At 62.4% G+C, this 25,468-nt stretch carries 23 protein-coding genes; 15 read left to right on the plus strand and 8 right to left on the minus strand.

Translation table 11 applies throughout. The features are described 5' to 3' along the window. The first annotated feature begins 177 nt into the window (after positions 1 to 177). The 13 genes from RWK44_RS18375 (at position 178) to fhuB (ending at position 15,260) form a co-directional block, all read left to right on the plus strand. Positions 178 to 990: a DeoR/GlpR family DNA-binding transcription regulator gene (locus tag RWK44_RS18375; protein WP_003547829.1), complete on the plus strand. Its 813-nt coding sequence runs from the start codon at positions 178 to 180 to the stop codon at positions 988 to 990. A 48-nt stretch (positions 991 to 1,038) separates the two neighbouring features. Next, entirely contained in the window at positions 1,039 to 2,034 is a 996-nt protein-coding gene (gene rhaS / locus RWK44_RS18380; RefSeq protein ID WP_003553864.1) for a rhamnose ABC transporter substrate-binding protein, read from the plus strand. A gap of 73 nt (positions 2,035 to 2,107) precedes the next feature. Further along, positions 2,108 to 3,643 carry a sugar ABC transporter ATP-binding protein gene (locus RWK44_RS18385; RefSeq protein ID WP_131662071.1) on the plus strand — a complete coding sequence of 512 codons (1,536 nt, stop codon included), beginning with the start codon at positions 2,108 to 2,110 and terminating at the stop codon, positions 3,641 to 3,643. Between the two features lie 9 nt (positions 3,644 to 3,652). Continuing rightward, entirely contained in the window at positions 3,653 to 4,654 is a 1,002-nt protein-coding gene (locus RWK44_RS18390) for an ABC transporter permease (protein ID WP_003553868.1), read from the plus strand. Continuing rightward, positions 4,651 to 5,658: an ABC transporter permease gene (locus RWK44_RS18395; RefSeq protein WP_131662295.1), complete on the plus strand. Its 1,008-nt coding sequence runs from the start codon at positions 4,651 to 4,653 to the stop codon at positions 5,656 to 5,658. The genes RWK44_RS18390 and RWK44_RS18395 overlap by 4 nt, the downstream gene beginning before the upstream one ends. Further along, positions 5,655 to 5,975 carry an L-rhamnose mutarotase gene (rhaM, locus tag RWK44_RS18400; RefSeq protein ID WP_003553870.1) on the plus strand — a complete coding sequence of 107 codons (321 nt, stop codon included), beginning with the start codon at positions 5,655 to 5,657 and terminating at the stop codon, positions 5,973 to 5,975. Before RWK44_RS18395 ends, rhaM begins: the two co-directional genes overlap by 4 nt. Further along, positions 5,972 to 7,351, plus strand: coding sequence for an FGGY-family carbohydrate kinase (locus tag RWK44_RS18405; RefSeq protein ID WP_131640514.1), 1,380 nt, complete (start codon positions 5,972 to 5,974; stop codon positions 7,349 to 7,351). Before rhaM ends, RWK44_RS18405 begins: the two co-directional genes overlap by 4 nt. Positions 7,352 to 7,430: 79 nt before the next feature. Then, entirely contained in the window at positions 7,431 to 8,189 is a 759-nt protein-coding gene (locus tag RWK44_RS18410; RefSeq protein ID WP_316029216.1) for a fumarylacetoacetate hydrolase family protein, read from the plus strand. Between the two features lie 127 nt (positions 8,190 to 8,316). Then, a complete protein-coding gene (locus RWK44_RS18415) occupies positions 8,317 to 9,201 on the plus strand; it encodes a helix-turn-helix domain-containing protein (RefSeq protein WP_316029217.1) in 885 nt (294 codons plus the stop codon). A 167-nt stretch (positions 9,202 to 9,368) separates the two neighbouring features. After that, positions 9,369 to 11,528: a TonB-dependent siderophore receptor gene (locus RWK44_RS18420; protein WP_316029218.1), complete on the plus strand. Its 2,160-nt coding sequence runs from the start codon at positions 9,369 to 9,371 to the stop codon at positions 11,526 to 11,528. Positions 11,529 to 11,620: 92 nt separating this feature from the next. Continuing rightward, positions 11,621 to 12,400 (plus strand): ABC transporter ATP-binding protein, encoded by a 780-nt coding sequence (locus RWK44_RS18425; RefSeq protein ID WP_221999282.1) that lies wholly within the window; start codon positions 11,621 to 11,623, stop codon positions 12,398 to 12,400. A gap of 3 nt (positions 12,401 to 12,403) precedes the next feature. Beyond that, the gene (locus RWK44_RS18430; RefSeq protein ID WP_316029219.1) at positions 12,404 to 13,279 is read left to right on the plus strand and encodes an ABC transporter substrate-binding protein; all 876 of its coding nucleotides are present in this window, start codon (positions 12,404 to 12,406) and stop codon (positions 13,277 to 13,279) included. Next, positions 13,272 to 15,260 carry a Fe(3+)-hydroxamate ABC transporter permease FhuB gene (gene fhuB / locus RWK44_RS18435; protein ID WP_316029268.1) on the plus strand — a complete coding sequence of 663 codons (1,989 nt, stop codon included), beginning with the start codon at positions 13,272 to 13,274 and terminating at the stop codon, positions 15,258 to 15,260. Before RWK44_RS18430 ends, fhuB begins: the two co-directional genes overlap by 8 nt. 34 nt (positions 15,261 to 15,294) lie before the next feature. On the opposite strand, the gene mmsB is transcribed toward fhuB, so the two are convergent. The 7 genes from mmsB to RWK44_RS18470 all read right to left on the minus strand — a co-directional run bounded on the left by mmsB (position 15,295) and on the right by RWK44_RS18470 (position 22,497). Continuing rightward, positions 15,295 to 16,176, minus strand: coding sequence for a 3-hydroxyisobutyrate dehydrogenase (gene mmsB, locus RWK44_RS18440; RefSeq protein WP_077980139.1), 882 nt, complete (start codon positions 16,174 to 16,176; stop codon positions 15,295 to 15,297). A 9-nt stretch (positions 16,177 to 16,185) separates the two neighbouring features. After that, a complete protein-coding gene (locus RWK44_RS18445; protein WP_316029220.1) occupies positions 16,186 to 17,781 on the minus strand; it encodes a GMC family oxidoreductase in 1,596 nt (531 codons plus the stop codon). A 138-nt stretch (positions 17,782 to 17,919) separates the two neighbouring features. Continuing rightward, complete coding sequence (locus RWK44_RS18450; protein WP_316029221.1) at positions 17,920 to 18,909, minus strand: branched-chain amino acid ABC transporter permease; 990 nt, start codon at positions 18,907 to 18,909, stop codon at positions 17,920 to 17,922. 1 nt (position 18,910) lies between these two features. Continuing rightward, positions 18,911 to 19,798: a branched-chain amino acid ABC transporter permease gene (locus tag RWK44_RS18455; protein WP_168282184.1), complete on the minus strand. Its 888-nt coding sequence runs from the start codon at positions 19,796 to 19,798 to the stop codon at positions 18,911 to 18,913. Positions 19,799 to 19,802: 4 nt separating this feature from the next. Next, a complete protein-coding gene (locus RWK44_RS18460; protein ID WP_168282182.1) occupies positions 19,803 to 20,504 on the minus strand; it encodes an ABC transporter ATP-binding protein in 702 nt (233 codons plus the stop codon). Further along, positions 20,504 to 21,286: an ABC transporter ATP-binding protein gene (locus RWK44_RS18465; RefSeq protein ID WP_027665631.1), complete on the minus strand. Its 783-nt coding sequence runs from the start codon at positions 21,284 to 21,286 to the stop codon at positions 20,504 to 20,506. The genes RWK44_RS18460 and RWK44_RS18465 overlap by 1 nt, the downstream gene beginning before the upstream one ends. 5 nt (positions 21,287 to 21,291) lie before the next feature. Then, positions 21,292 to 22,497, minus strand: coding sequence for an ABC transporter substrate-binding protein (locus tag RWK44_RS18470; RefSeq protein WP_316029222.1), 1,206 nt, complete (start codon positions 22,495 to 22,497; stop codon positions 21,292 to 21,294). Between the two features lie 174 nt (positions 22,498 to 22,671). Between RWK44_RS18470 and RWK44_RS18475 the strand changes: the two genes are divergently transcribed. Continuing rightward, positions 22,672 to 23,625, plus strand: a complete 954-nt coding sequence (locus tag RWK44_RS18475; RefSeq protein WP_077980145.1) for a LysR family transcriptional regulator — start codon at positions 22,672 to 22,674, stop codon at positions 23,623 to 23,625. Here RWK44_RS18475 and RWK44_RS18480 read toward each other — a convergent pair whose 3' ends face one another. Further along, the gene (locus RWK44_RS18480) at positions 23,626 to 23,964 is read right to left on the minus strand and encodes a cupin domain-containing protein (protein WP_024319997.1); all 339 of its coding nucleotides are present in this window, start codon (positions 23,962 to 23,964) and stop codon (positions 23,626 to 23,628) included. A 163-nt stretch (positions 23,965 to 24,127) separates the two neighbouring features. Between RWK44_RS18480 and RWK44_RS18485 the strand changes: the two genes are divergently transcribed. Then, positions 24,128 to 25,315, plus strand: a complete 1,188-nt coding sequence (locus RWK44_RS18485) for an acyl-CoA dehydrogenase (RefSeq protein ID WP_221970131.1) — start codon at positions 24,128 to 24,130, stop codon at positions 25,313 to 25,315. Positions 25,316 to 25,468: the final 153 nt, after the last annotated feature.

The raw sequence follows: 25,468 nt of genomic DNA on the forward strand, positions 1-25,468 counted from the left end.
ATCATCGGAGCGCAAAGTTCGCGCCCCTTTTCGCAGACGGTATCGCTCATCAAAACCGAGGTTGTCAATCGAAAACGATCAAATTCGATAATTGTGCAGCGCAATATGAAAATTTATGATCGTTTTTGATTGACACATTGTCATATGTGCGAAATAAACGATTGAAGGAGGAGCCCCATGCACGAACGCGAACGCCATCGCATCATTCTGAGCGCCGTTCAGGAAAAGTCCGTCGTGACGGTTCAGGATATTTCCGAACTGACCGAGGCTTCCGAGGCCACGATCCGGCGCGACATCGCGGCTCTTCATGTCCAGGGCAAGATCCGCCGTGTGCGCGGCGGCGCCGAAGCGGTGCATCCGCCGCAGCTCGGCAATCTCGCCGGGCGCCCCTTCCGCGTTTCGGAATCGGTCAATATCGACAAGAAGCGTGCAATCGCACGCCAGGCGGTCGAGCTTTGCGATCCGGGCGACGCGATCATCATCAATGGCGGTACGACCACCTTCCAGATGGTGCATTTCATGGCGGCGCACCGCCTGCAGGTGATGACCAATTCCTTCGCGATCGCCGAACATCTGGTCAAGCATTCGAAGAACACGGTGACGGTGCCGGGCGGCGCGATCTACCGCGAGCAGAGCCTGATCCTCTCCCCCTTCGACAATGACGCGATCCGCAATTTCTACGCCCGCCGCTTCTTCATCGGCGCGCAGGGCATCGGCCCGCTCGGCATCATGGAAGCCGACGCGCTGATTATTCAAAGCGAACAGAAGCTGATGCATCAGGCCGACGAATTGGTCGTCATGGCCGATTCCAGCAAGTTCCATCGCCGGTCGAGCCTCATTCTGTGCCCGCTCGAGCGTGTGTCTACGATCATCACCGATGACGGCATTCCAGAAGAAGCCGTCAGGATGATCGAGAATGCCGGCATCAGGCTCATTGTCGCGAGCCCGGCCGCCCAGGCAATCAAGGAGGATTCCTCGTCGGTCGCATAAGGCACCGGGGAGGTGTGAAGAGTGTCAATCAAGTGGGAGGATGAAAGCATGAAACTCGCAAAGAAACTCGCAATCGGCGTGGCATTTGCCGTCGCCATGATGGCCGGGACGGCCAGCGCCGCCGACATCAAGATCGGTCTCGTCGTCAAGTCGCTCGGCAACGGCTTCTTCGATGCCGCCAACAAAGGCGCGCAGGAAGCCGCCAAGGAACTCGGCGGCGTTGAGGTCATCTATACCGGTCCGACGACGACGACGGCCGAAGGCCAGATCGAAGTCATCAACTCGCTGATCGCCCAGGGCGTCAGCGCCATCGCCGTTTCGGCCAACGATCCCGACGCGCTCGTTCCGGCGCTGAAGAAGGCTGCACAGCGCGGCATCAAGGTCATCTCCTGGGATTCCGGCGTGGCACCTGAAGGCCGCATCCTGCAGCTCAACCCGTCGTCCAACGAGCTGATCGGCAAGATGTGCCTGACGCTCGTCAAGGATCATCTCGACGGCGGCAAGGGTGACTTCGCCATCCTGTCGGCCACGACCACCTCGACCAACCAGAACATCTGGATCGACCAGATGAAGAAGCAGCTCAAGGATTTCCCGGGCCTCAACCTCGTCACCACCGTCTATGGCGACGACCTCTCGGACAAGTCCTATCGTGAAGCCGAAGGCCTGCTGAAGGCAAACCCGAACATCAAGGTCATCGTCGCTCCGACGACGGTCGGCGTTCTCGCCGCGTCCAAGGTCGTCGAAGACAAGGGTCTGGTCGGCAAGGTCTACGTCACCGGTCTCGGCCTGCCGTCCGAAATGGCCGGCGCGATCAAGTCGGGCGCCACGAAGGAATTCGCCATCTGGAACCCGATCGATCTCGGCTACTCCGCAACGCAGATCGCCTATCGCCTCGTCAAGGGCGAGACCGACGGCAAGCCGGGCAGCGAGATAGAAGTCGGCCGCATGGGCAAGATCAAGGTCGGCGACAACGGCGAAGCCGCCATGGCCGATCCCTTCGTCTACAATGCTTCGAATATCGACCAGTTCTCCAAGGTCTTCTGATCCGGAGCCATCGCATAAAAGCCCGGCGGCTCGATGGCCGCCGGGATTCTCATTCGACACTGGTAGAAGCTCGATGAACGCCGCCTTTCAACAAACCGCCACGGACAGCAAAACCGGTGATGCGCCCGCCATTCTGGAAATGCGCGGCATCTCGCAGATCTTCCCGGGCGTGAAGGCGCTCGACAATGTCAGCATCGCGCTGCATCCCGGCACGGTCACCGCGCTGATCGGCGAAAACGGCGCCGGCAAATCGACGCTCGTCAAGATCCTGACCGGCATCTACAGGCCGAACGAAGGAGAGATCCTCGTCGATGGCCAGCCGGTGACCTTTGCCAGCGCCCAGGCCGCGATCGATGCCGGCGTCACCGCCATCCATCAGGAAACCGTGCTGTTCGACGAGTTGACGGTTGCTGAAAACATTTTCCTCGGCCATGCGCCGCGCACGCGTTTGCGCACCATCGACTGGCAGGCGATGAACAGCCGCGCCAAGGCGCTGCTGACAGCGCTTGAAAGCAATATCGATCCGACGATTCGGCTGAAGGACCTCTCGATCGCGCAGCGCCATCTGGTGGCGATCGCGCGTGCACTGTCGATCGAGGCCCGCATCGTCATCATGGACGAGCCGACGGCAGCCCTATCCCGCAAGGAGATCGACGATCTCTTCCGCATCGTCCGGGGCCTGAAGGAAAAGGGCAAGGCGATCCTCTTCATCAGCCACAAGTTCGACGAAGTGTACGAGATCGCCGACGATTTCGTCGTCTTTCGCGACGGCCGCGCAGTCGGCCAGGGCCGGCTCAAGGAAACGCCGCAGGACGAGATCGTCCGCATGATGGTCGGCCGCGACGTCGAGAATGCCTTTCCGAAGGTCGATGTCGCCATCGGCGGCCCGGTTCTCGAGATCCGCAATTACAGCCATCGCACCGAATTCCGCGACATCTCCTTCACGCTCCGCCAGGGCGAGATTCTCGGCATTTACGGTCTGATCGGCGCCGGGCGTTCGGAACTGTCCCAATCGCTTTTCGGCATCACCAGGCCGCTCTCGGGCACCATGATGCTCGAAGGCCGCGAGATCACCATCCATTCGCCGCAGGATGCGATCCGCGCCGGCATCGTCTATGTGCCGGAAGAGCGCGGCCGCCACGGGCTGGCGCTGCCGATGCCGATCTTCCAGAACATGACGCTGCCTTCGCTTACCCGCACCTCGCGCCGTGGCTTCCTCAGGGCGGCAGAAGAATTCGCGCTCGCCCGCAAATATGCCGAACGGCTGGACCTGCGCGCCGCTGCTCTTTCCGTGCCCGTCGGGACGCTGTCGGGCGGCAACCAGCAGAAGGTCGTCATCGGCAAATGGCTGGCGACGGCGCCGAAGGTCATCATCCTCGATGAACCGACCAAGGGCATCGACATCGGCTCGAAGGCGGCCGTGCACGGCTTCATCAGCGAACTCGCCGCCGAGGGCCTGTCGATCATCATGGTCTCGTCCGAACTGCCCGAAATCATCGGCATGTCGGACCGCGTCCTGGTGATGAAGGAAGGTCTTTCCGCCGGAATTTTCGACCGCGCCGAGTTGTCGCCGGAAGCGCTGGTGCGCGCCGCCACCGGCAATGCATAAGGTAAGAGCATGGCAAGACTGATCAGAAAACGCGAAACCCTGCTGTTCCTCATCATCGTGGTGATGATCGCGATCTTTTCGACGCGCGCTGCCGATTTCGCAACGCCGGAGAATCTCGCCGGCATTTTCAACGATACCTCCATCCTGATTATCCTGGCGCTGGCGCAGATGACGGTCATCCTGACGAAATCGATTGACCTCTCCGTCGCCGCCAACCTCGCCTTCACCGGCATGGCGATCGCGATGATGAATGCCGCCTATCCCGATCTGCCGCTCGTCGTGCTCATCCTTGCCGCGATCGTCATCGGCGCCTGCCTCGGCGCCATCAACGGCTTTCTCGTCTGGGCGCTCGAAATCCCGCCGATCGTCGTAACACTCGGCACGCTCACCATCTATCGCGGCATGGCCTTCGTGCTTTCGGGCGGGGCGTGGGTCAACGCTCACCAGATGACGCCGGTCTTCCTGTCGGTGCCGCGCACGCCGATCCTCGGCCTGCCGGTTCTCGGCTGGGTGGGCATCGTCATCGTGCTTCTGATGTATGTCCTGCTCAGATACACCCAGTTCGGCCGCTCGGCCTATGCGACCGGCGGCAATCCGACTGCAGCCGTCTATGCCGGCATCGATACGGGCTGGACGAAATTTTTGGCCTTCGTTCTGTCCGGCGCACTTGCCGGGCTTGCGAGCTATCTCTGGGTATCGCGTTATGCCGTTGCCTATGTCGATATCGCCAATGGCTTCGAGCTCGACAGCGTTGCGGCCTGCGTCATCGGCGGCATTTCGATTGCCGGCGGCGTCGGCTCGGTCGCCGGCACCGTGCTCGGCGCGCTCTTCCTCGGCGTCATCAAGAATGCGCTGCCGGTGATCGGCATTTCACCCTTCACGCAGATGGCGATCTCCGGAACCGTCATCATTCTCGCCGTCGCCTTCAACGCCAGGCGTGAGCGCAACCGCGGCCGCATCATCCTGCGCGACCGCGCCGCAGCCGAGATCAGAACGGAGGCCGCAGCATGAGCACCGTGTCCACACACCAAAAGCGGGTCATCCCCGACCGCCTCGGCACACCTTTTCGCCGTGTCGTCGCGAGCTGGGAAGTGCTGCTCTTTGCCGTCGCCGTCCTGATCTTCATCTTCAATTCGCTGGCTTCGCCCTATTTCCTCGATGCCTGGAACCTCTCGGACGCCACCTTCAACTTCACCGAAAAGGCGATGATCGCCTTCGCCATGGCGCTGCTCGTCATATCGGGCGAGATCGACCTCTCGGTCGCTGCGATCATCGCGCTCGCCTCGACGGCGATGGGCGCGGCAGCGCAGGTCGGCATCGGCACTCCGGGCCTGGTGGCGATCGGCATCGGCACCGGCCTTGCCTGCGGCATCTTCAACGGCGTGCTGGTCTCGGTGCTGAAACTGCCGTCGATCGTCGTCACCATCGGCACGATGAGCCTTTTCCGCGGCATTTCCTATATCGTGCTCGGCGACCAGGCCTATGGAAAATACCCTACGGATTTCGCCTATTTCGGCCAAGGTTATGTCGTCTGGGTGTTCTCTTTCGAATTCGTGCTCTTCATCGTGCTGGCGATCCTTTTTGCCATCCTGCTGCATGCGACGAATTTCGGCCGACAGGTCTATGCGATCGGCAACAACGACTTCGCCGCCCGCTTCTCCGGCATTCCGGTCGAACGCGTCAAATTCATCCTCTTCCTGCTGACCGGCGTCATGAGCGGCGTTGCCGCCGTCTGCCTGACCTCACGCCTCGGCTCGACCCGGCCGTCGATCGCCCAGGGCTGGGAACTCGAGGTCGTCACCATGGTCGTGCTCGGCGGCATCTCGATCCTCGGCGGTTCCGGCACGATCGTCGGCGTCGTCATCGCCGCCTTCGTCATGGGCCTCGTCACCTTCGGCCTCGGCCTGCTGAACGTGCCCGGCATCGTTATGTCGATCTTCATCGGCCTGCTTCTCATCATCACCATCGCCATCCCGATCATCGCCCGCCGCATCAAGGTCATGAGCTCCCGATGACTTTAGAAAAACACGCCTTCAAAATGCAGCTCAATCCCGGCATGGAAGCCGAATACCGCCGGCGGCATGACGAGATCTGGCCGGAATTGGTCGATCTCCTGCACAAGTCAGGCGCCAGCGACTATTCCATCCATCTCGACCGCGAGACCAACACGCTGTTCGGCGTGTTGACGCGGCCGGCCGACCACACGATGGCGAGCCTGCCGGACCATCCGGTCGTGAAAAAGTGGTGGGCGCACATGGCCGATATCATGGCGACCAATCCCGATAATTCACCGGTCCAGAGCGACCTGGTCACCGTCTTCCATATGCCATGAACGCCACCTCCTATCGCCGCATCGCCGTCCTCGACATCGGCAAGACCAATGCCAAGGTCGTCGTGCTCGACAGCGAGACGGGCGCCGAGATCGCTGTGTTGAAACGGCCGAATATCGCGATCAAAACCGGTCTCTATCCGCATTACGACGTAAAGGCTCTCTGGTCCTTTGCGCTCGATGCGCTGAAGAGTCTTGCGCGCGAGCCCGGCTTCGACGCCATTTCGATCACCACCCATGGCGCCTCCGCAGCACTGCTTGGCCGGGACGGCACGCTTGCCATGCCTGTCATCGACTATGAACACGAATATCCGCAGGACATCCGCGACGCCTACACGCGGCTGCGCCCCTCCTTCGACGAAACCTTTTCGCCGCACCTCGCGATGGGTCTCAATGTCGGCGCGCAGCTGCACTACCAGAAGACCGCCTTTCCCGACGAATTCGCCAAGGTGGCGACCATCCTCACCTATGCGCAATATTGGACGGCCCGGCTGACGGGTGTCGCCGCCAATGAGCTGACCTCGCTCGGCTGTCACACCGACCTCTGGAACCCGAGGGCCGGCCGCTATTCCTCGCTCGTCGACAGGCTTGGCATTCGCGACCTCATGGCGCCGATCCGTTCCGCTTTCGATGCACTCGGCCCGGTCCTGCCGGATATCGCCGCTGAACTCGGCCTTGCCGCACCTGTGCCTGTTTATTGCGGCATTCATGATTCCAATGCCTCGCTGCTACCGCATCTGGTTCATCGGGAGGCACCCTTCGCCGTCGTCTCCACCGGCACATGGGTCATTAATTTCGGTGTCGGCGGCGATCTCGATCATCTCGATCCGAAACGCGATGCGCTCGCCAATGTCGATGCCTATGGCCGTGCCGTCCCCTCCTCGCGTTTCATGGGTGGGCGGGAATTCGAGATCCTGTCGGCCGAGATCGGCCCTGTCGACGAAAAAGCCGCCCTGGCGGCAATCGGTCCCGTCATCGACAAAGGCATGATGCTGCTGCCGAATATCGCCCCCGGTTCCGGGCCTTTCCCGGGGAAGACAAGCCGCTGGATCGGCGCCGAAGAGGCAAGCCGCGACAAGCGCTCTGCCGCTGCCTGTCTCTATCTCGCCTTGATGACCGATGCCTGCCTCGGACTGATCGGCGCCAAGGGCCCCGTGATCGTCGAAGGGCCTTTTGCGCTGAATGGGACCTATCTCAAGCTGCTCGCCGCCTTGACCGGCCGCGAGGTCATGGCCCTTCCCGGCTCGACCGGCACCAGCCAGGGTGCCGCCCTTCTCACCGGCATCCGGCCGGTATCGGGTGCCGAAACGCATGTTCCGCCGACCGCCATCCCCGGACTGACCGCCTATCGCACCCGCTGGCACGCGGCGATGGAATAGGAGTCTTTCCAAAAGCGGCCTTGTTCGTCCCTGCCTTCTCGTTAGTGTGGCACCTCGAAAATCAGGTCGAGGAGATAGCATGACAGAGAGATTCGATCCGCGCACCCTTGCAGCCAGGCTTCACAGCCTGCGACAGGCCGGCCGGCAGGAGGCAACGGACACTTTCGCGCTGCCCGCCGATCTCCATCAGGCGATGGAGGCGCAGAATTTACTCACTGCTGCAGACCATATTTCGAGCAATGCCTGGAAAGTCACGGTCTCTCCGCAGGGCCAGGCGGTCACCGCTCCGTTGTATCCCTATGCCAAAGCCGTCTCGGGCGCTGACATTCCCTGGTATCCGGGCCTGAAATTCGAGACCGAGATCGCCGTCCGTCTCGGCGGCGACCTGCCGGTCCGCGCGGGGATTCCCTACAGCCGCGCCGAGATGGTCGAGGCGATTTCCGCTGTCTATCTCGGCGCCGAGCTGCTGGTCAGCGCCGTGAAGGAAAGCGGCAGCGTTTCGTTTCTGCTGTTCGTCGCCGACCGCCTCGGCAATAGCGGCTATGTGCTCGGCCCGGAGGTCGAAAAAAGCATTGTCGATACCGCCGCTGGCACGCCGCTCAAAGTCACCCATGCCGGCCGCACGATCTATGACGGTCCGGCCCAGCATCCGAAGGGCGATGTTCTCACCTGGCTCGTCGATTATGCCAATGACGGCTTGCGCCCCGAGACATCGCTGAAGGCTGGTGCGCTGATCACGACAGGAACGTTGAGCGGTGCGATCGAACTGACCGAACCCGGCGAGATCGACATCCTGCTCGGCGACATCAGGCTCAGCTTCTCGGTGTCGAAGGCTTGATTTGACCCTGGTTTTTCCCCGGTTTGGTGCCGGATTTGGTAATTGCCATCCGGTTGCGCCTGCGGTAATAAACTTGAGTACAAATTGAAGGTTTGCTTCCGGCGCATGGCCGGAGGCGGAAGTGGAAATGACGTTTCAACCGCGGATGCAGAACAAGATCCAGGGCTTCTCCGTCATCGGCGGCGTGCATCGCCGCCTGTGGAACGGCATCGTCGCCGATGTCTGGGACGTGGAGTGCGCCTCCTATGCCGGCGGCTATTACGTCTCGCGCGATCCGCGGTTGTTCATCATGCTCGACAAGCGGGGACCGGGCAGTTCGCGTATCAAGCTCACACCAAAGGCGCAGGGCACCGTCCAGGACACGGAGATACGGCCGATCTCCTATGTGCCGGCCGGCATGGAAGTCTGGGCCGATCTGACCGACGTTCATTCGATGCGCCACCTCGACATCCATTTCGACACTGAAACCGTGAGCCGCCGGCTGATGGAGGATATCGATCCGCGCCGTCTGGAAAGTCCGCAACTTCTGTTTTCCGATGAGCGGGTGCTGTCGCTGGCACAGCTGGTCGCCGCCGAATGCCTCAATCCGGAGCCGTTACACGATCTCTATGGCGACGGCCTGGCTTTGGCGCTGATCATCGATGTCCTGAAGATCGCCAAGGCGATGCCGCGCAAACGCAGCAAGCTGGCCGGCTGGCAGCTTCGCCGCGCCACCGAATTCATCGAGGAAAATTGCCTGCGCAATATCCGCCTCGAGGAACTCGCCGGCCTCACCGGCCTGTCTCAATCGCATTTCAGCCATGCCTTCAAGGCCTCGACCGGCATCGCTCCGCATCAATGGCAGACCAATGCCCGGCTCGACAGGGCCAAGCGGCTGCTTGTCGAAAGCGAAAATGCGTTGACCGCAATCGCCGCCGAAACCGGCTTTGCCGATCAGGCGCATTTTACCCGCGTCTTCCGCAAGCATGTCGGCATCACGCCGGCGAGCTGGAAGAAGGCACAAGTTGCCTGATTGCAACGCTTGGCGGGCATTTGTTTGCAACGCGGAGAATTGCCCAAAAACGTTCAATTTTCCCCGATCGCGACAATCCACCCCGGTAAAACTGAGTTAATCACTCATCTTATTCAGGGCTTCGCCGCACGCTAAGCATCGCGCGGCACGAGTGGGGTATAGGAAATATGCGCGGGCAGACCAGGGGTCTCAATTTCGAGGTAATTCTTTTGGCAGGCGCCGCGGTCGCCGGCCTGATGGCGGGCTCCGCCGCGGCACAGGAAGCGAATTCGACTGAGCTCGCGCCGATCGTCATCCAGGGCGGCGGCGATACCGCCACCAGCCCGGTCAAAGGCTATGTCGCCAAGAACTCCTCCGCCGGCTCGAAGAGCGACACCCCGCTCAACGAAATTCCGCAATCCGTCTCCGTCATCGGCACGGAAGAAATGGACGATCGCGGCATCACCAACAAGATCGACGAGGTGCTGCTTTATACGCCTGGCGTCACGTCGCAGCCCTTTGGCGGCGACGGCGATACGGATTGGTTCTACGTTCGCGGCTTCGATGCCGGCCAGACCGGCGTCTTCTTCGACAATCTAACGCTTTTCAGCTACGGATTCGGCGGCTTCCAGCTCGACCCCTTCATGCTGGAGCGCGTCGAGGTGCTGAAGGGCCCGGCCTCCGTGCTTTACGGCGGAGCAAACCCCGGCGGCATCGTAAATCTCGTCCGCAAGCGCCCGCTCGACGAGCCGCTGTTCTATACCGAGATCGGCATCAACAGCAACGGCAACGCCTTCACCGGCTTCGATGTCTCCGACAAGGTCGGCTCCAGCGGAACGATGAGCTATCGCATCACCGGCAAGGTTGCCGGCGGCGACAATTATTCGGATTTTTCCGAGGATCTGCGCGGCTTCATCATGCCGCAGCTCACCATTTCGCCGGATGACAGCACGAGCCTCACGGTCTGGGGTTACCTCGCCGGCCTCGACCAGGTGCATACCGGCAATGGCTTCTTCCCCTATGTCGGCACTGTCGAGGATGCGCCTTTCGGCAAGATCGACCGCGACGCCTTCTATGGCGAGCCCGACATCGACAACGGCAGCTATGTGCAGAAGATGATCGGTTACGAATTCGAGCATGAATTCGACAATGGCATCAAGTTCTCGCAGAATGCGCGCTACGGCCATCTCGACAAGCATGAGATCGGCCCCTACCTGAACGGCTGGGTCGGCGGCGTGCCGACGGGTCCGGACTACCAGCTGGCGCGCATCGGCTTCGAAGGCCGCTCGGGGGTCGATAGCTTCTCGATCGACAACCGGCTCGAAGGCGAGACCGAAATCGGCGGCGCCACGCATAATCTTCTCGTCGGGCTCGACTACACCTATTACCGCCTCGAAAATTGGCAGGCCTGCTGCGGCTCCAATTCGATCAGCGCAACCGATCCCATCTATGGCACGACACAGGGCGCCAATTTCGTCTATGCGGACGGCGTCGTGACCAAGAACCAGATCGGTGTCTACGCCCAGGATCGCATCCATTTCGGCGATGGCTGGCTGCTGACGCTCAACGGCCGCTACGACTATGTCGATATCAACCAGGACGCCGTAATCGGCACGACCTACAGCACCAACGACAGCGCGCTCAGCGGCCGCATCGGCCTTGCCTACGAATTCGACAACGGCCTGACGCCCTATGTCAGCGCCGCGACTTTCTTCAACCCGCTCGTCGGCACCGGTATTTCCGGCGCGTTGAAGCCGGAAGAGGGCGAGCAGTTCGAAGGCGGCATCAAGTATGAGCCGGCCTTCATCGACGGCTCGCTGACGGCCTCGGTCTTCCACATCACCAAGCGCAACAACACGGTGACCAATCCGCTGACCTTCGCCCAGAGCCAGCTCGGCGAGGTGGTTTCGCGCGGCGCCGAACTCGAAGGCAAGGTCAATATCAACGAGAACTGGAAGGTTCTCGCATCGCTCGCCTATACCGACATGGAGGTGATGGAGAACGACGCCAATCCGGCGCTGGTCGGCAATTCACCCTATATCGTCCCGAAGGTGACCGCCTCTCTCTGGATCGACTACACGCTGACGACAGGGGCTTTCGAGGGCATGAGCTTTGGCGCCGGCGTCCGCCATCAGGGCTGGTCCTGGGCCGATGAGGCCAATACCGAGAAGGTGCCGGCCGCAACCATCTTCGACGCTGCGATCCGCTACGAGAAGGAAAATTGGGGGGCCTCGCTCAATGTCGCGAACCTCTTCGACAAGGAATATGTCAAGGGTTGCGGCGGGCTGACCGTCTGCGGTTACGGCGATGCCCGCACCGTCACCTTCAAGCTCAGCAGAAAGTGGTAAGTTGACAATCTGAGTTTAGTTTTGCAGGAACCTGTGGGGAAAGGGAGGGCCTGCCCTCCCGAACCCGTTGCGGCGCCGAACTGGAGCAGACTATGCCTTCGCCTTTCCTTGCCCTGTCGGCGATAGATTATGCCATCGGGCCGAAATCCATCCTGTCCGACATCGACCTGACGCTTGAGCGCGGCCGCATTTACGGACTGGTGGGGCCGAACGGGTCCGGCAAGAGCACTCTTTTGAAGATCATCGCCCGCCAGGTCGGGCCGAAATCCGGCGCCATCTCCTTCGACGGCAGGCCGGCGGGTGACTGGGGCAGCCGGGCCTTTGCCCGGCACGTCGCCTACATGCCGCAATTCACGCCGGCGACCGACGGGATGACCGTGCGGGAACTTGTGGCGCTCGGCCGTTTTCCCTGGCACGGCACGCTTGGCCGCTTCACCGCGACGGATCGCAACATGGTCGAGGAGGCGATCGTCCGCACCGAGCTCGAGGATTTTGCCGATCGTCTCGTCGCCAGCATGTCCGGCGGCGAACGCCAGCGCGCCTGGATCGCCATGATGCTCGCCCAGGACGCCCGCTGCCTGCTGCTCGACGAGCCGACGTCGGCGCTCGACCTCGCCCATCAGGCCAGCGTTCTCTCGCTGGTCGAGGAACTCAGCCATGAACGCGGGCTGACCGTCATCATCGTGCTGCACGATATCAACCTCGCCGCGCGCTACTGCGACGCGATCATCGCGCTCAACCGCGGCCGGATCACTGCCGAGGGCACGCCCTCCGAGATCATGCAGGCCGACACGCTGCAGTCGATCTTCGGCGTCGGCATGGGCGTCTTCCCGCATCCGGTTCGAAACGAGCCGGTCAGCTATCTGTTGTAGGCCATGGCTTTTTTCTCCCGCAGGCAGTTTCTGGCCGGTGCGGCGGGCTCGCTCTCCGCCCCCGCGCTATCGCGGGCGGCGGAGAGCTTGCGCCTCGCGACGCTCGATTGGGCGCTGCTTGAAACGCTGCTGGCAATCGGCGCGAATGTCGTTGCGGCAACCGAACTGCGGCAATTCCGCGAGGTGGCGGTCACGCCTGACGTGCCCGCCACGACCGCCGATCTCGGTCTGCGCGGCACGCCGAATTTCGAGGTGCTGCGGTTTGCACGGCCGGACCTGATCTTCAACTCGAACTTCTATGCCTGGGCAGACGAACGTATGCGCGGGGTCGCGCCGGTGGAGAGCCATGCGATCTACAAACCCGGTGAAAGCTCCTTCGCGCTGGCCGAACAGGCCACACTTGCAATCGGCGAGCGTCTGCAGCTTGCCGCCGCCAGACAGTTGGCTGAAGAGCTTTCAGCCAGGCTCGACCGCCATCGGGCTCTCCTTGCCGCCGGCGACGGGCGGCCGGTGATCCCGATCAATCTCGGCGATGCCAGGCATTTCCGCGTCTTCGGCTCCGACAGCATGTTCGGCGAGGTGCTGAAACGCGTCGGCCTCACCAATGCCTGGCAGGCTCAGACCAGCTACTCGGCCGCCGCTCCCGTCGGCATCGAGATATTGGCATCGATGCCTGACGCCTGGATCGTCATGATCCCGCCACACCCGGCCGATGCGCTCGCCACGCTCGCGACCAGCAGCTTCTGGAATGCGTTGCCGGCCGTGCGCGAAAAACGCGTGCTGATGCTCGGCTCGATCAATCCCTATGGCGCACTGCCGGCCGCGGGGCGCTTTGCCGATCTTCTGGCGGAGGGGCTTACGCATGCATGGAATGGTTAGCCGCGCCAAGCTCGCAGGAAACGCGGGCACGCCCGTCTTCGCGATATTACTGCCCGTACTTTGCATTGCGGCCTTCGCACTCCTCATCGTAACGCGTCCTGAGGTTCCGCAGGGCGATGCCGACGCAGCCATGCTGAACGGTGTGCTGCTCTGGAACAGCATCATGCCCCGCGCCATGCTGGCATTGATCGCGGGCGCGGCACTCGGCCTTTCCGGCACATTGCTGCAACGTGTCCTGCGCAATCCGATCGCCGATGCTTCCACGCTCGGGATTGCCTCCGGGGCGGAACTGGCAATGACGGCGGCAATGGGCTTCTCGCCCCTGCTCATCGGATTTTCGCGTGAGATGGCCGCCTTCGGCGGCGGTCTCGCGGCTGTCGCCATCGTGCTGGTTTTGAGCTGGCGGCGCGGGCTCGATCCGCTGACCGTGGCACTCTCCGGCCTGATCGTCAGCCTCATCGCCTCGGCCCTCAGCGTCACGCTGATCCTTTCGCGCGGCGAATATGCCATGTCGATCTATATCTGGGGCGCCGGTTCGCTCAGTCAGCAGGATTGGAACGGTGCGCTCTCGCTCGGGCCCAGGCTTATCCTCGGCTTTGCCGCCGCTCTTCTCCTGGTGCGGCCACTCCGCATCCTTGCCCTCGACGACAACGGCGCCAGGAGCCTCGGCCTTGCCCTGCATTCGACCCGCCTGGCGATCGTCGCGCTCGCCGTCTGGCTTGCCGCCTCGGTGATATCAGAGGTCGGCGTGATCGGCTTCATCGGGCTCGCAGCACCCGCGATCGCAAGGCTTGCCGGCGCGCGCAGCACCGGCAAACTGATGCTGACAGCGCCGCTGATAGGCGCCGGTCTGCTGTTCCTGACCGATTGCCTCACCCAGATCCTCGGCCCCGGCTTTACCGATCTTGCCCCGACGGGAGCCGCGACCGCCCTGCTCGGCGGTCCCTTATTGCTCTGCCTGCTGCCCAGCGTGCACTCCGTTTCCGCCGTTGCCGCCCAGTCGACCGCAGCGCTGAACAGGCTCACCAAGCCGCTTCTGGCCCTTGGCGCGCTCTTTACTTCCTTCGCCCTGATCTTTGCCGTCGTCCTCACCCTCGGCCCTGCCGAGGACGGCTGGCATATCGCGACCGGCTCGCTCTTGACCGATCTCCTGCCCTTCCGACTGCCGCGAACGATTGTGGCAGCCGGGGCCGGAGCCATGCTGGCGGCAGCCGGCTTCATCATGCAACGCGTCACCGGCAATCCGATCGCTGGCCCCGAAGTGCTGGGCGTCAGCAGCGGCGCCGGTGCGGGCCTGACCGTGGCGCTCTTCCTCTTCGGCTTCCCCTCCGCCATCATCATGCTGCTTGCCATGGCGCTCGGCGCGCTGACCGCCTTCCTTGCGATGATCGCCATATCAGCCCGCGCCCAATTCTCGCCGGAACGCATGCTGCTAGCCGGCGTCGGCATCGGCGCCTTCGCCATGGCGATTGTGACGATGGTGCTCGCCCAGGGCGATATGCGCGGCTATATCCTGCTGACATGGCTTTCCGGCTCGACCAACCGCGCCGGCGCCTTCGAAGCCTGGACGGCCATCGTCTCGCTCGTCGTGCTGACAGCACCCTTGCCCTTCCTCAGCCGCTGGCTGACGATCCTGCCGCTTGGCGCCGGGCCCAGCCGTGCCATCGGCCTTCATGTCGGGGCAAGCCGACTGGCGCTTGCCGTCCTCGCCGCGCTGATGACGGCGATCGCCTCCTTCCTTGTCGGACCACTCAGCCTCACCGGTCTCATTGCGCCGCATCTTGCCCGGCTTGCCGGCTTTCGCGCCCCGGGCCACCAGCTGGCGGCGAGCCTTCTCTTCGGCGCCGGCGTGCTGATGGCGGCGGACTGGCTGTCGCGCGTCGTCATCTACCCCTACCAGGTGCCGGTCGGCCTCTTCGCGGCGCTGATCGGCGGCCCCTATCTCATCTGGCTGCTTTCGCGAAAGGAGGTTCAGCAATGATGGCTAAGCGGTTCACGGCGCGCTGCGGTGCTGCTTACGCCTTCTCGCGGAACATCTCGATGATGGCGGAAAAGTCCCTTCCGCCATGTCCTAGTTTGTCGAAGAGCGCATAAAGCTGCGCTGCTTCCGCGCCAAGTGGCGTGGAGGCGCCGCTCGCCAGCGCCGCTTCCTGTGAAAGCCTCAAATCCTTCAGCATCAGTGCCGCGGCAAAACCCGGCTTGTAGTCGTTGTTCGCCGGCGAGGTCGGCACCGGTCCGGGCACCGGGCAATAGGTATTGATCGACCAGCACTGGCCCGACGAGGTCGAGGCGACGTCGAACAGCGCCTGATGCGAGAGGCCGAGCTTTTCGGCAAGCACGAAGGCTTCGCAGACGCCCACCATCGAGATGCCTAGTATCATGTTGTTGCAGATCTTCGCCGCCTGGCCGGCGCCGGCCTCGCCGCAATGGACAATCTTCTTTCCCATGGCCTCGAGGATTGGTTTTGCCTTGGCGAAGGCGTCTTCCGAGCCGCCGGCCATGAAGGTCAGCGTGCCCGCGGTCGCCCCGCCCGTGCCGCCGGAGACGGGAGCGTCGAGCGACAGGCAGCTTGCGGCCTTGGCCATCTCATGCGCTTTGCGGCTGCTTTCGACATCGATGGTCGAACAATCGATGACCAGCGTGCCTTGCGCGGCGGACTGCAGGATATCGGTCCAGGCCGTCAGCACGTGTCTGCCTTGCGGCAGCATGGTGATGATGATCTCCGCATCCTTGACCGCCTGGCTGGCATGGCTTGCCGGCTTGACGCCCCTCTCCTCGGCGGCCTTCAGTACCGAAGCCGCCAGATCGAAGCCGAGGACCTCGTGACCTGATTTGACCAGATTGGCCGCCATCGGCCCACCCATGTTGCCGAGGCCGATGAATGCGATCCTTGCCATGGTCTTCTCCTATCGATTGTCTTCGAGGATCATCGCTGCCGCCTTTTCGGCGATCATGATGGTCGGCGAATTGGTGTTGCCCGAGGTGATCGACGGCATCACCGAGGCGTCGGCGATCCTCAGCTTGCCGAGCGCCCGGAGCCTCAGCCTGGGATCGACGACGCTGTCCCTGTCGGCGCCCATGCGGCAGGTGCCGACGGGATGGAAGATCGTCGTGCCGATCTCGCCCGCCGCCCGCTCCAGATCGGCCTCCGTCTGATAGGCAGGCCCCGGCTTGAATTCCTCCGGCCTGTATCGGGCAAACGAGGGCTGTGCGACGATCCTGCGCGTCAACCGTATTGAACGGACAGCTATGTCACGATCGCGTTGCGTCGAGAGGTATTTCGGGCTGATCGTCGGCTGGGCGGCAAAATCCGGGCTGGACAGGTGGACCGAACCGCGGCTTTCCGGCCTCAGATTGCAGACGCTCGCGGTGATTGCCGGAAAAGGATGGACGGGATCGCCGAACTTCTCCAGCGAGACCGGCTGCACATGATATTGCAGGTCGGGCGTTTCCCGGTCCGGACCCGATCGGGTGAAGATGCCGAGCTGGCTCGGCGCCATCGCCATCGGTCCGGAGCGGCGGACGAGATATTCGAGCCCGATCGCCGCCTTGCCGATCAGCTTCGTCGCCTTCTCGTTCAACGTCGGAACCCCCGTCACCTTATAGGCCAGACGCAGTTGCAGATGGTCTTGCAGGTTCTCCCCGACACCCTTGACCTCGGTGACGACCTCGACGCCCGCCTGTCTGAGAACCTCCCCCTTGCCGATCCCGGACAGTTCGAGGATATGCGGCGAGCCGATAGAACCGGCTGAAAGGATGGTTTCTTTGGCGGCATAGGCGCGTTTTGCCACGCCACGATGCTGGAACTCGACGCCGGCAACGGCGCCTTCCTCCACCAGCAGCCGCCGGACCTGCGCCTTGGTGAGCACGGTCAGATTGGAGCGCCTCATCGCCGGGCGCAGAAAGGCTTTCGAGGTGTTCCAGCGAATGCCGGAACGCTGGTTAACGTCGAAATAGCCGGAGCCCTCGTTGCTGCCGCGGTTGAAATCCGCGGTTTCCGGAATGCCGGCTTCCCTGGCCGCCTGCTGGAAGGCATCGAGCACCGCCCAGCGAACGCGCGCCTTCTCGATGCGCCATTCGCCGCCGGCACCATGCATCTCGTCTTCGCCGCGATAAAAGTCTTCGGACTTGCGGAAGAAGGGCAGAACATCGTCCCAGCCCCAGCCGCTGCAGCCCATCTGCCGCCAGAGGTCGTAATCGCGCGCCTGGCCGCGCATGTAGATCATGCCGTTGATCGACGAACAGCCGCCGAGCACCTTGCCGCGCGGATAGCTCAGCGCCCGGCCGTTCAATCCCGCTTCCGGCGCCGTGGTGAAGCACCAGTCGGTACGCGGATTGTTGATGCAATAGAGATAACCAACCGGAATATGGATCCAGTGATAGTTGTCGCTGCCGCCGGCTTCGAGCAGCAGCACCCGGCTCCGGCCATCGGCAGACAGCCGGTTGGCGAGCACGCAGCCGGCGCTGCCTGCCCCGATGATGATGTAGTCGTAACGATCCATGCCCCGCACGAGACTCCAGATGCTTGCCGCTTCCCCCTCCCCGCAGCACGGGGAGAGGAAGAGTCGCAGCGCCGCCGCCCGTCTCTTTTCCCGGAAAAGAGGGCTTCTTTCCGGGGAGAGAGAGAGAGGTCCGCCCGTTCAGCGGCGATAGACGAAGCCCAGTTTCCGCCCTATCCGCGAGGCGTAGAATTCGCCGATGATGCCGCGCCGGAAGATCAGCACGCAGACCATGAAGACGATGCCGGTGATGATCGTCACCGGGAATTCCGAGGTGGCGAGGTAATTTTCCAGCACCACCACCAGCCCGGCGCCGAAGAGCGGGCCGATCAGCGTGCCGATGCCGCCGAGCAGCGTCATCAGGATCACCTCGCCCGACATCTGCCAGGCAACGTCGGTCAGCGTCGCGAACTGGAAAACGATCGATTTCACCGCGCCCGCGAGCCCGGCAAGCGCCGCCGACATGACGAAGGCGCCGAGCTTGTAGCGCGCTACGGAATAACCGAGCGAGATCGCCCGTTGTTCGTTCTCGCGGATCGATTTCAGGATCATGCCGAAGGGCGAATTGATAAAGCGCCAGATGATCAGGATGCCGACGAGAAAGACGGCCAGCACGAAATAATACATGTTGGTCGAGCTGTTCAGATCGATGAAGCCGAAGAGGTGGCCGCGCGGCACCGACTGAATGCCGTCCTCGCCTTCGGTGAATTCCGCCTGCAGGCAGAAGAAGAAGAACATCTGCGACAGCGCCAGTGTGATCATCGCGAAATAGATGCCCTGGCGACGGATGGCGAAGAAGCCCATGACGAGGCCGAGAAAGGCTGCCCCCGCCACGCCAATCAGGATGCCGAGCTCCGGCGGCAGGCCCCATGCCTTCACCGTATAGGCGGTGAAATAGGCAGCACCGCCGAAGAAGGTGGCGTGGCCGAAGGACAGCAGGCCGGTATAACCGAGCAGCAGATTGAAGGCGCAGGCAAAGAGCGCGAAGCAGAGCAGCTTCATCAGGAAGATCGGATAGAAAAAGAACGGCGCCAGCAGCAGGAGCAGCATTCCCGCAAGCAGGAAACCCGCCTGCACCGAAAGGGCGGTCCGGCTTTTTTCCGTTTGGATGGTTTCGGTCATGTCAGCCATGTCAGGCATCCCGTCCGAAGAGGCCCGCGGGCCTGATGAGAAGCACGATCGCCATAATGACGAATATCACGATGTTGGAAGCCTCGGCATAAAAGACCTTGGTCAGGCCTTCGGCGATGCCGAGCATATAACCGGTGATGATCGCGCCCATGATCGATCCCATGCCGCCGACGACGACGACGGCGAAGACGACGATGATCATGTTCGAGCCCATCAGCGGCGAGACCTGGTAGATCGGCGCCGCCAGCACGCCGGCAAAGGCGGCGAGACCGGCGCCGAGCGCGTAAGTGAGCGTCAAGAGCACCGGCACGTTGACGCCGAAGACCTGCACCAGTACGGCATTTTCGGTGGCGGCACGAAGATAGGCGCCGAGCTTGGTCTTCTCGATCAGCAGCCAGGTGCCGAGGCAGACGACGAGCGAGGCGACCACCACCCAGCCGCGATAGATCGGCAGGAACATGAAGCCGAGGTTGGCCGCGCCGGCAAGGGCGGTGGGCGCCTTATAAGGCTGGCCGGAGGAGCCATAGAGATAACGGAAGGTGCCCTCGACCGCCAGCGCCAGCCCAAAGGTGAAGAGCAGGCCGTAAAGCGGATCGAGATCGTAGAGCCGGCGCAGGAACAGCCGCTCGATGATAGCGCCGGCAAGGCCGACGATAACCGGCGCCAGGATCAGCGATGGCCAGTAGCCGATGCCGGCATAGGTCAGCAGCAGATAGGCGACGAAGGCGCCGAGCATATATTGCGCGCCATGGGCGAAGTTGATCACCCTGAGCAGGCCGAAGATGATGGCGAGGCCGAGGCTGAGCAGCGCATAGAACGAGCCGTTGATCAGGCCGACCAGCAGCTGGCTGAGCAGCGAGTTTAGGGGAATGTCGAAGATCATCGTCATCTGGTCACACTCCCAGAACCTTGTGCAGCGTATCCATGCGCTGCGGCAGTTCACCAATCGGGAATTCCGACACCATCTGCCCATGATCCATCAGATAGAAGCGATCGGCAATACGGCTGGCGAAACGGAAATTCTGCTCGACGAGCAGGATCGTCATGCCGCGCTCCTTCAACGTCTTCAGCACCTCGCCGATACGCTGGACGATAACGGGGGCAAGCCCTTCCGTCGGTTCGTCGAGAATGAGCAGCCTGACGCCGGTGCGGAGGATTCGGGCGATCGCCAGCATCTGCTGCTCGCCGCCTGACAGTTTGGTGCCCGGGCTGCCGCGGCGCTCGTAGAGATTGGGGAAAAGTTCGTAGATCTCGTCGAGCGTCATGCCGCCCTCTGCCACGACAGGCGGCAGCAGCAGGTTTTCAGAAACGGTCAGTGTCGAGAAGATGCCGCGCTCCTCCGGCACGAAGCCGATGCCCCGATGCGCCGTCTTGTGCAGCGGCACTTGCATCATATCGCTGCCGTCAAAGCTGATCTTGCCCTTGCGGGCCCGCACGATGCCGGTGATGGTGCGCAGCGTCGTCGTCTTGCCGACGCCGTTGCGGCCGAGAATGGTGATCGTCTCGCCTTCGGCCACGCGCATGTCGACGCCGTGCAGGACGTGGCTTTCGCCGTACCAGGCATTGAGCCCCTGGACTTCGAGGAGAGTGGGCATCAATGCTCCTCCGTGCCCATATAGGCTACACGCACACGCTCGTCCTGGCTGACGGTCGCATAGTCGCCCTCGGCGAGGATCTCGCCGCGCTGCAGCACGGTGACATGCTGGCAGATATTGGCGACGACGGAGAGATTGTGCTCGACCATCAATACAGCGCGGTCGCGGGCGACCTCGCGGATGATCGAGGAGACGACGCCGACATCCTCCTGCCCCATGCCGGCCATCGGCTCGTCGAGCAGCAGCACTTTCGGATCCAATGCCAGCGTGGTGGCGATCTCCAGCACGCGCTTGCGGCCATAGGAAAGATCGGCGGCGATGTGATCGCGCTCCTTGGAAAGCCCGACGCTGGCGAGCAGTTGCTCGGCGCGCTCGTTCAGCCGATCGAGTGCCGAGAGAGGCCGCCAGAACTGTGTGGAAAGATTGTTCGGCCGCTGCAGCGCCACACGCACATTGTCGAGAACGGTCAGATGCGGGAAGACCGCCGAGATCTGGAAGGAGCGGACCAGCCCCATGCGCGCCACCTTGTCGGGCGGCGTTTTCGTGATGTCTACGCCCATCAGGGTGATCGTGCCTGAGGTCGGCTGCAGGAATTTGGTCAGCAGGTTGAAGACCGTGGTCTTGCCGGCGCCGTTCGGGCCGATCAGTGCATGCACGCTTGCGTCATGCACATCCAGATCGACGTTCTTGACGGCCGTGAAGCCGCCGAAATCGCGGCGCAGGCCGCGGGCGGATAGCACCACCCGCGGCTTTTCCTGAGTTTCAATTGCGGAAACCGCCATCGTGCTTACTTCACCAGATTGCAGCCGCTCTTGGCGGGATCGATATAGGCTTCCTTGCCGGGAATGGTGGCGAGCACGTTGAAGTAATCCCACGGCTCCTTGCTCTCGGAAGGCTTCTTGACCTGCAGCAGATACATGTCGTGGATCATGCGGCCATTGGCGCCAACCGTGCCGCCGCGGCCGAAGACGTCATCGACAGTCATTTCATGCAGCTGCTTGGCGACGGCTTCCGTTTCGTCGGTGCCGGCCTTCTGCACCGCTTTCAGATATTGCGTCACCGCCGAATAGGTGCCGGTATGGACCATGTTCGGCATCTTGCCGGTACGGGTGAAGAACTTCTTGGCGAAGGCGCGGCTCTCGTCGTCGCGGTTCCAGTAATAGCCTTCCGTCAGCGTCAGCCCCTGCGCCGCCTCGAGGCCGAGACCATGCACTTCGGCGAGCGTGAAGAGCAGCGCCGCCAAATGCTGGCCGCCCTGGGTGATGCCGAATTCGGCCGCCTGCTTGATGGCGTTCGAGGTGTCGAGGCCGGCATTGGCAAGACCGATCACCTTGGCGCCTGATGATTGCGCCTGCAGCAGGAAGGACGAGAAGTCCTGGCTCGACAGCGGATGGCGGACGGCGCCGACGACCGTACCGCCACTCGACTTGACGTAATCGCTGGTCTGCTGCTCCAGCGAGTAGCCGAAGGCATAGTCGGCGGTCAGGAAGAACCAGCTGTCGCCGCCCTGCTTGACGAGCGCGCCGCCGGTGCCGACGGCCAGTGCATGCGTATCGTAGGCCCAATGGAAGCCATAAGGCGAGCAGGCCTTGCCGGTGAGATCCGTCGTCGCCGCGCCGGTGACAATGTCGATCTTCTTCTTCTCCTTGCCGATCGCCTGCACGGCGAGCGCCACCGACGAGGTCGTCAACTCCATGATCGCATCCACCTGCTCGGTATCGTACCACTGGCGGGCGATGTTGGAGGCGATATCCGCCTTGTTCTGATGGTCGGCATTGACGATCTCGACCGGCACATCAAGCACCTTGCCGCCGAAATCCTCAACCGCCATCTGGGCGGCTTCGACGGAGGACTTGCCGCCGAAATCGGCATAGACGCCCGACTGATCGTTCAGGATACCGATCTTGACCTTGCCGTCGGTCGCGCTCTGCGCGAGCACCGCAGTGCTGCTCGCAAGCAGAAATGCAACTGATGCAATGAGATTCTTACGCATATTCTCTCCTCCCAGAGATTGGTCAGATTGCCGATCTGTTCAAATTTGGCCAGTCGTCCTCCTCAGAACGACGGACCCTCACCTTACGATCACGGAAATTCCGCCCTGAGGCAACGGGTGATTTACAACTAATTCCAAACAGTATCTGTTCGTTTTTGAACAGAGAGGATCGTGATGAACAATCCACCGCAGTTTACTTGGGACGATCTGCAGTTTTTTCTAGCCGTCGCCCGCACTGGACAGCTGTCGACGGCCGCCCGCCAGCTGCGCTCCAGCCATGCCACCGTCTCGCGCCGCATCGATCGGCTGGAGTTCACCCTCAAGGTCAAGCTGTTCGAGCGCAATCCGCGCGGCTATGTGCTGACCGCCATGGGCACGCGCTTTGTCGAAACGGCGGAGAGGATGGAGCAGGAAACCGAGCGGCTGCGCGCCGATCTTGCCGCCGGCTCGATGGCGCAGCGCGGCCTCGTGCGCCTCAGCGCGCCGGAAGGGTTTGCCAATTTCTTTTTCGCGACCGTGCTGCCGCAATTTGCCGCCCAGCATCCGCATCTGGCGCTCGAGCTGGTGACGATCCAGCAGATCATGTCGCTGTCGCGCAAGGAAGCCGATCTTTCCGTCGTGCTCGACGAGCCGAAAGGCGGGGCCTATTTTGCCGAAAAGCTGACCGACTACCACCTGCAGGTCTACGGCTCGCGCGACTATCTCGCGAAGGCCGCGCCGATCACCTGCCGGGAAGACCTGCTTGAGCATCCCTTCGTCAGCTATATCGAGGAGATGATTTTCGCGCCGGGCCTCGATTACCTCGGCGACGTGCACCCGCGCATCAAGCCGCAGTTCCAGAGCTCCAGCATCTTCGCGCAGCTGACCGCCACGAGAAACGGTCTCGGCCTTTGCATCCTGCCCTATTTCTTCGCCAGCCGTTATCCCGAACTCGTGCGCGTGCTGCCAGACGAGATCGACCTCAAGCGCCACTACTGGATCACCTGCCACCGCGACCTGAAACAGGCGCCGCGCGTGCGCGCCGTCATCGATTTTCTGCGCGAGGCGGTTCGCGGCGAGGATGCCCGCTTCGTGCCACCCTACGTCACCGCCGCCGGCCCGACGCGCCGGGCAAAGGTGGAAACCTGACTACTTCAGGAATTCGGCCCGGTGCGGAGTGAAAGCATCGATCAGCCGGCCCTTTTCCAGCGCCTTGACGCCGTGGATCAGATTGGGGGGCACGATGAAGCTGCCGCCCTGCTTCAGCACTTCGGTCCGGCCATCGATCGTCACTTCGAAACTGCCTTCGGCGACGTAGCTGGCCTGGATATGTGGATGCGAATGGGCCGCACCCACCGCGCCGCTTTCGAAGGCCACTTCCACCATCATCATCTCGGGCAGATAGGTCATGATGCGCCTGACGACGCCGGGCTCGGGATTGACCCATTCGGCGCCTTCGGCCGATACGAACAGATCGCTTGACGACATTTCCGCCTCCTCGTTCCAGAATCGATCGCTGGCAAAGTGGATCATGCCGACGCTTTTGAAAAGATGGTGCGGCCCGTCTTTTCGACGCGGCCGCAATCTGTTGACGCGGTCGGCTGGCGGGTTTATGGCCAATTTGAGCCAGGCAAGCTGAGGAGACGCCACCATGCAGCATACGCGCGAGGTTTTCGACTGGGCCGATCCGTTCCGCCTGGTGGAGCAGCTGACCAGCGAAGAGCGCATGGTGCAGGACACCGCCCACGCCTATGCGCAGGAAAAGCTTGCGCCCCGCGTTCTCGACGCCTTCCGCAATGAAAAGACCGATCCCGAGATCTTCCGCGAAATGGGCGAACTCGGCCTGCTCGGCCCGACGATCTCGCCGGAATACGGCGGCGCCGGCCTCGGTTACGTCGCCTACGGCCTGATCGCCCGCGAGGTCGAAAAGGTCGACAGCGGTTACCGCTCGATGATGAGCGTCCAGTCCTCACTGGTGATGGTGCCGATCGAAACCTTCGGGTCTGAGGCGCAGAAGCTGAAATACCTGCCGAAACTCGCCACCGGCGAATGGATCGGCTGCTTCGGCCTGACCGAACCGGATCACGGCTCCGACCCCGGCTCGATGGCGACACGCGCTAAAAAGGTCGACGGCGGCTACAGCCTCACCGGCTCGAAGACCTGGATCTCCAACGCGCCGATCGCCGATGTCTTCGTCGTCTGGGCAAAGACCGAGGACGGCCTTATCCGCGGCTTCATCCTCGAAAAGGGCTGGAAAGGACTTTCGGCGCCTGCTATCCACGGCAAGGTCGGCCTGCGTGCCTCGATCACCGGCGAGGTGGTGATGGATGGGGTCTTCGTACCTGAGGAAAACCTTCTGCCTGATGTGACCGGCCTCAAGGGACCGTTCACCTGCCTCAACTCGGCCCGTTTCGGCATCGCCTGGGGCGCACTCGGTGCTGCCGAGGATTGTTATGCGAGAGCCCGGCAATACACGCTCGAGCGCAAGCAGTTCGGCCGGCCGCTTGCCGCCAACCAGCTGATCCAGAAGAAGCTCACCGACATGGCGGCGGAGATCTCGCTCGGCCTTCAGGGCTGCCTGCGGCTTGGCCGCATGAAGGAGGAAGGCCATCCGCCGGTGGAGCTGACCTCGATCCTCAAGCGCAACAGCTGCGGCAAGGCGCTGGAGATCGCGCGCGCGGCCCGCGACATGCTCGGCGGCAACGGCATCTCCGACGAATTCGGCATCGCCCGTCATCTCGTCAACCTCGAAGTGGTCAACACCTATGAGGGGACGCACGACATCCACGCGCTGATCATCGGCCGGGCGATCACCGGCATTGCCGCTTTTGCGAATTAGCGCATCGGCCCGAAAATCGAAATCGATTTTCGGAAAGCACGATGCGTAGATTCAAGGATGTTAGAGCGTCCTTTGTGCGTCCGAAAGGACGCACGGCGCTCTAATGCATGCCGCCCAAAAGTGTGCAGCGGTTTTGGGACAACGGCATGCATA

Origin of the sequence: Rhizobium sp. 25PS6 (assembly GCF_032464655.1) — a bacterium.
Lineage (GTDB): Bacteria > Pseudomonadota > Alphaproteobacteria > Rhizobiales > Rhizobiaceae > Rhizobium > Rhizobium laguerreae.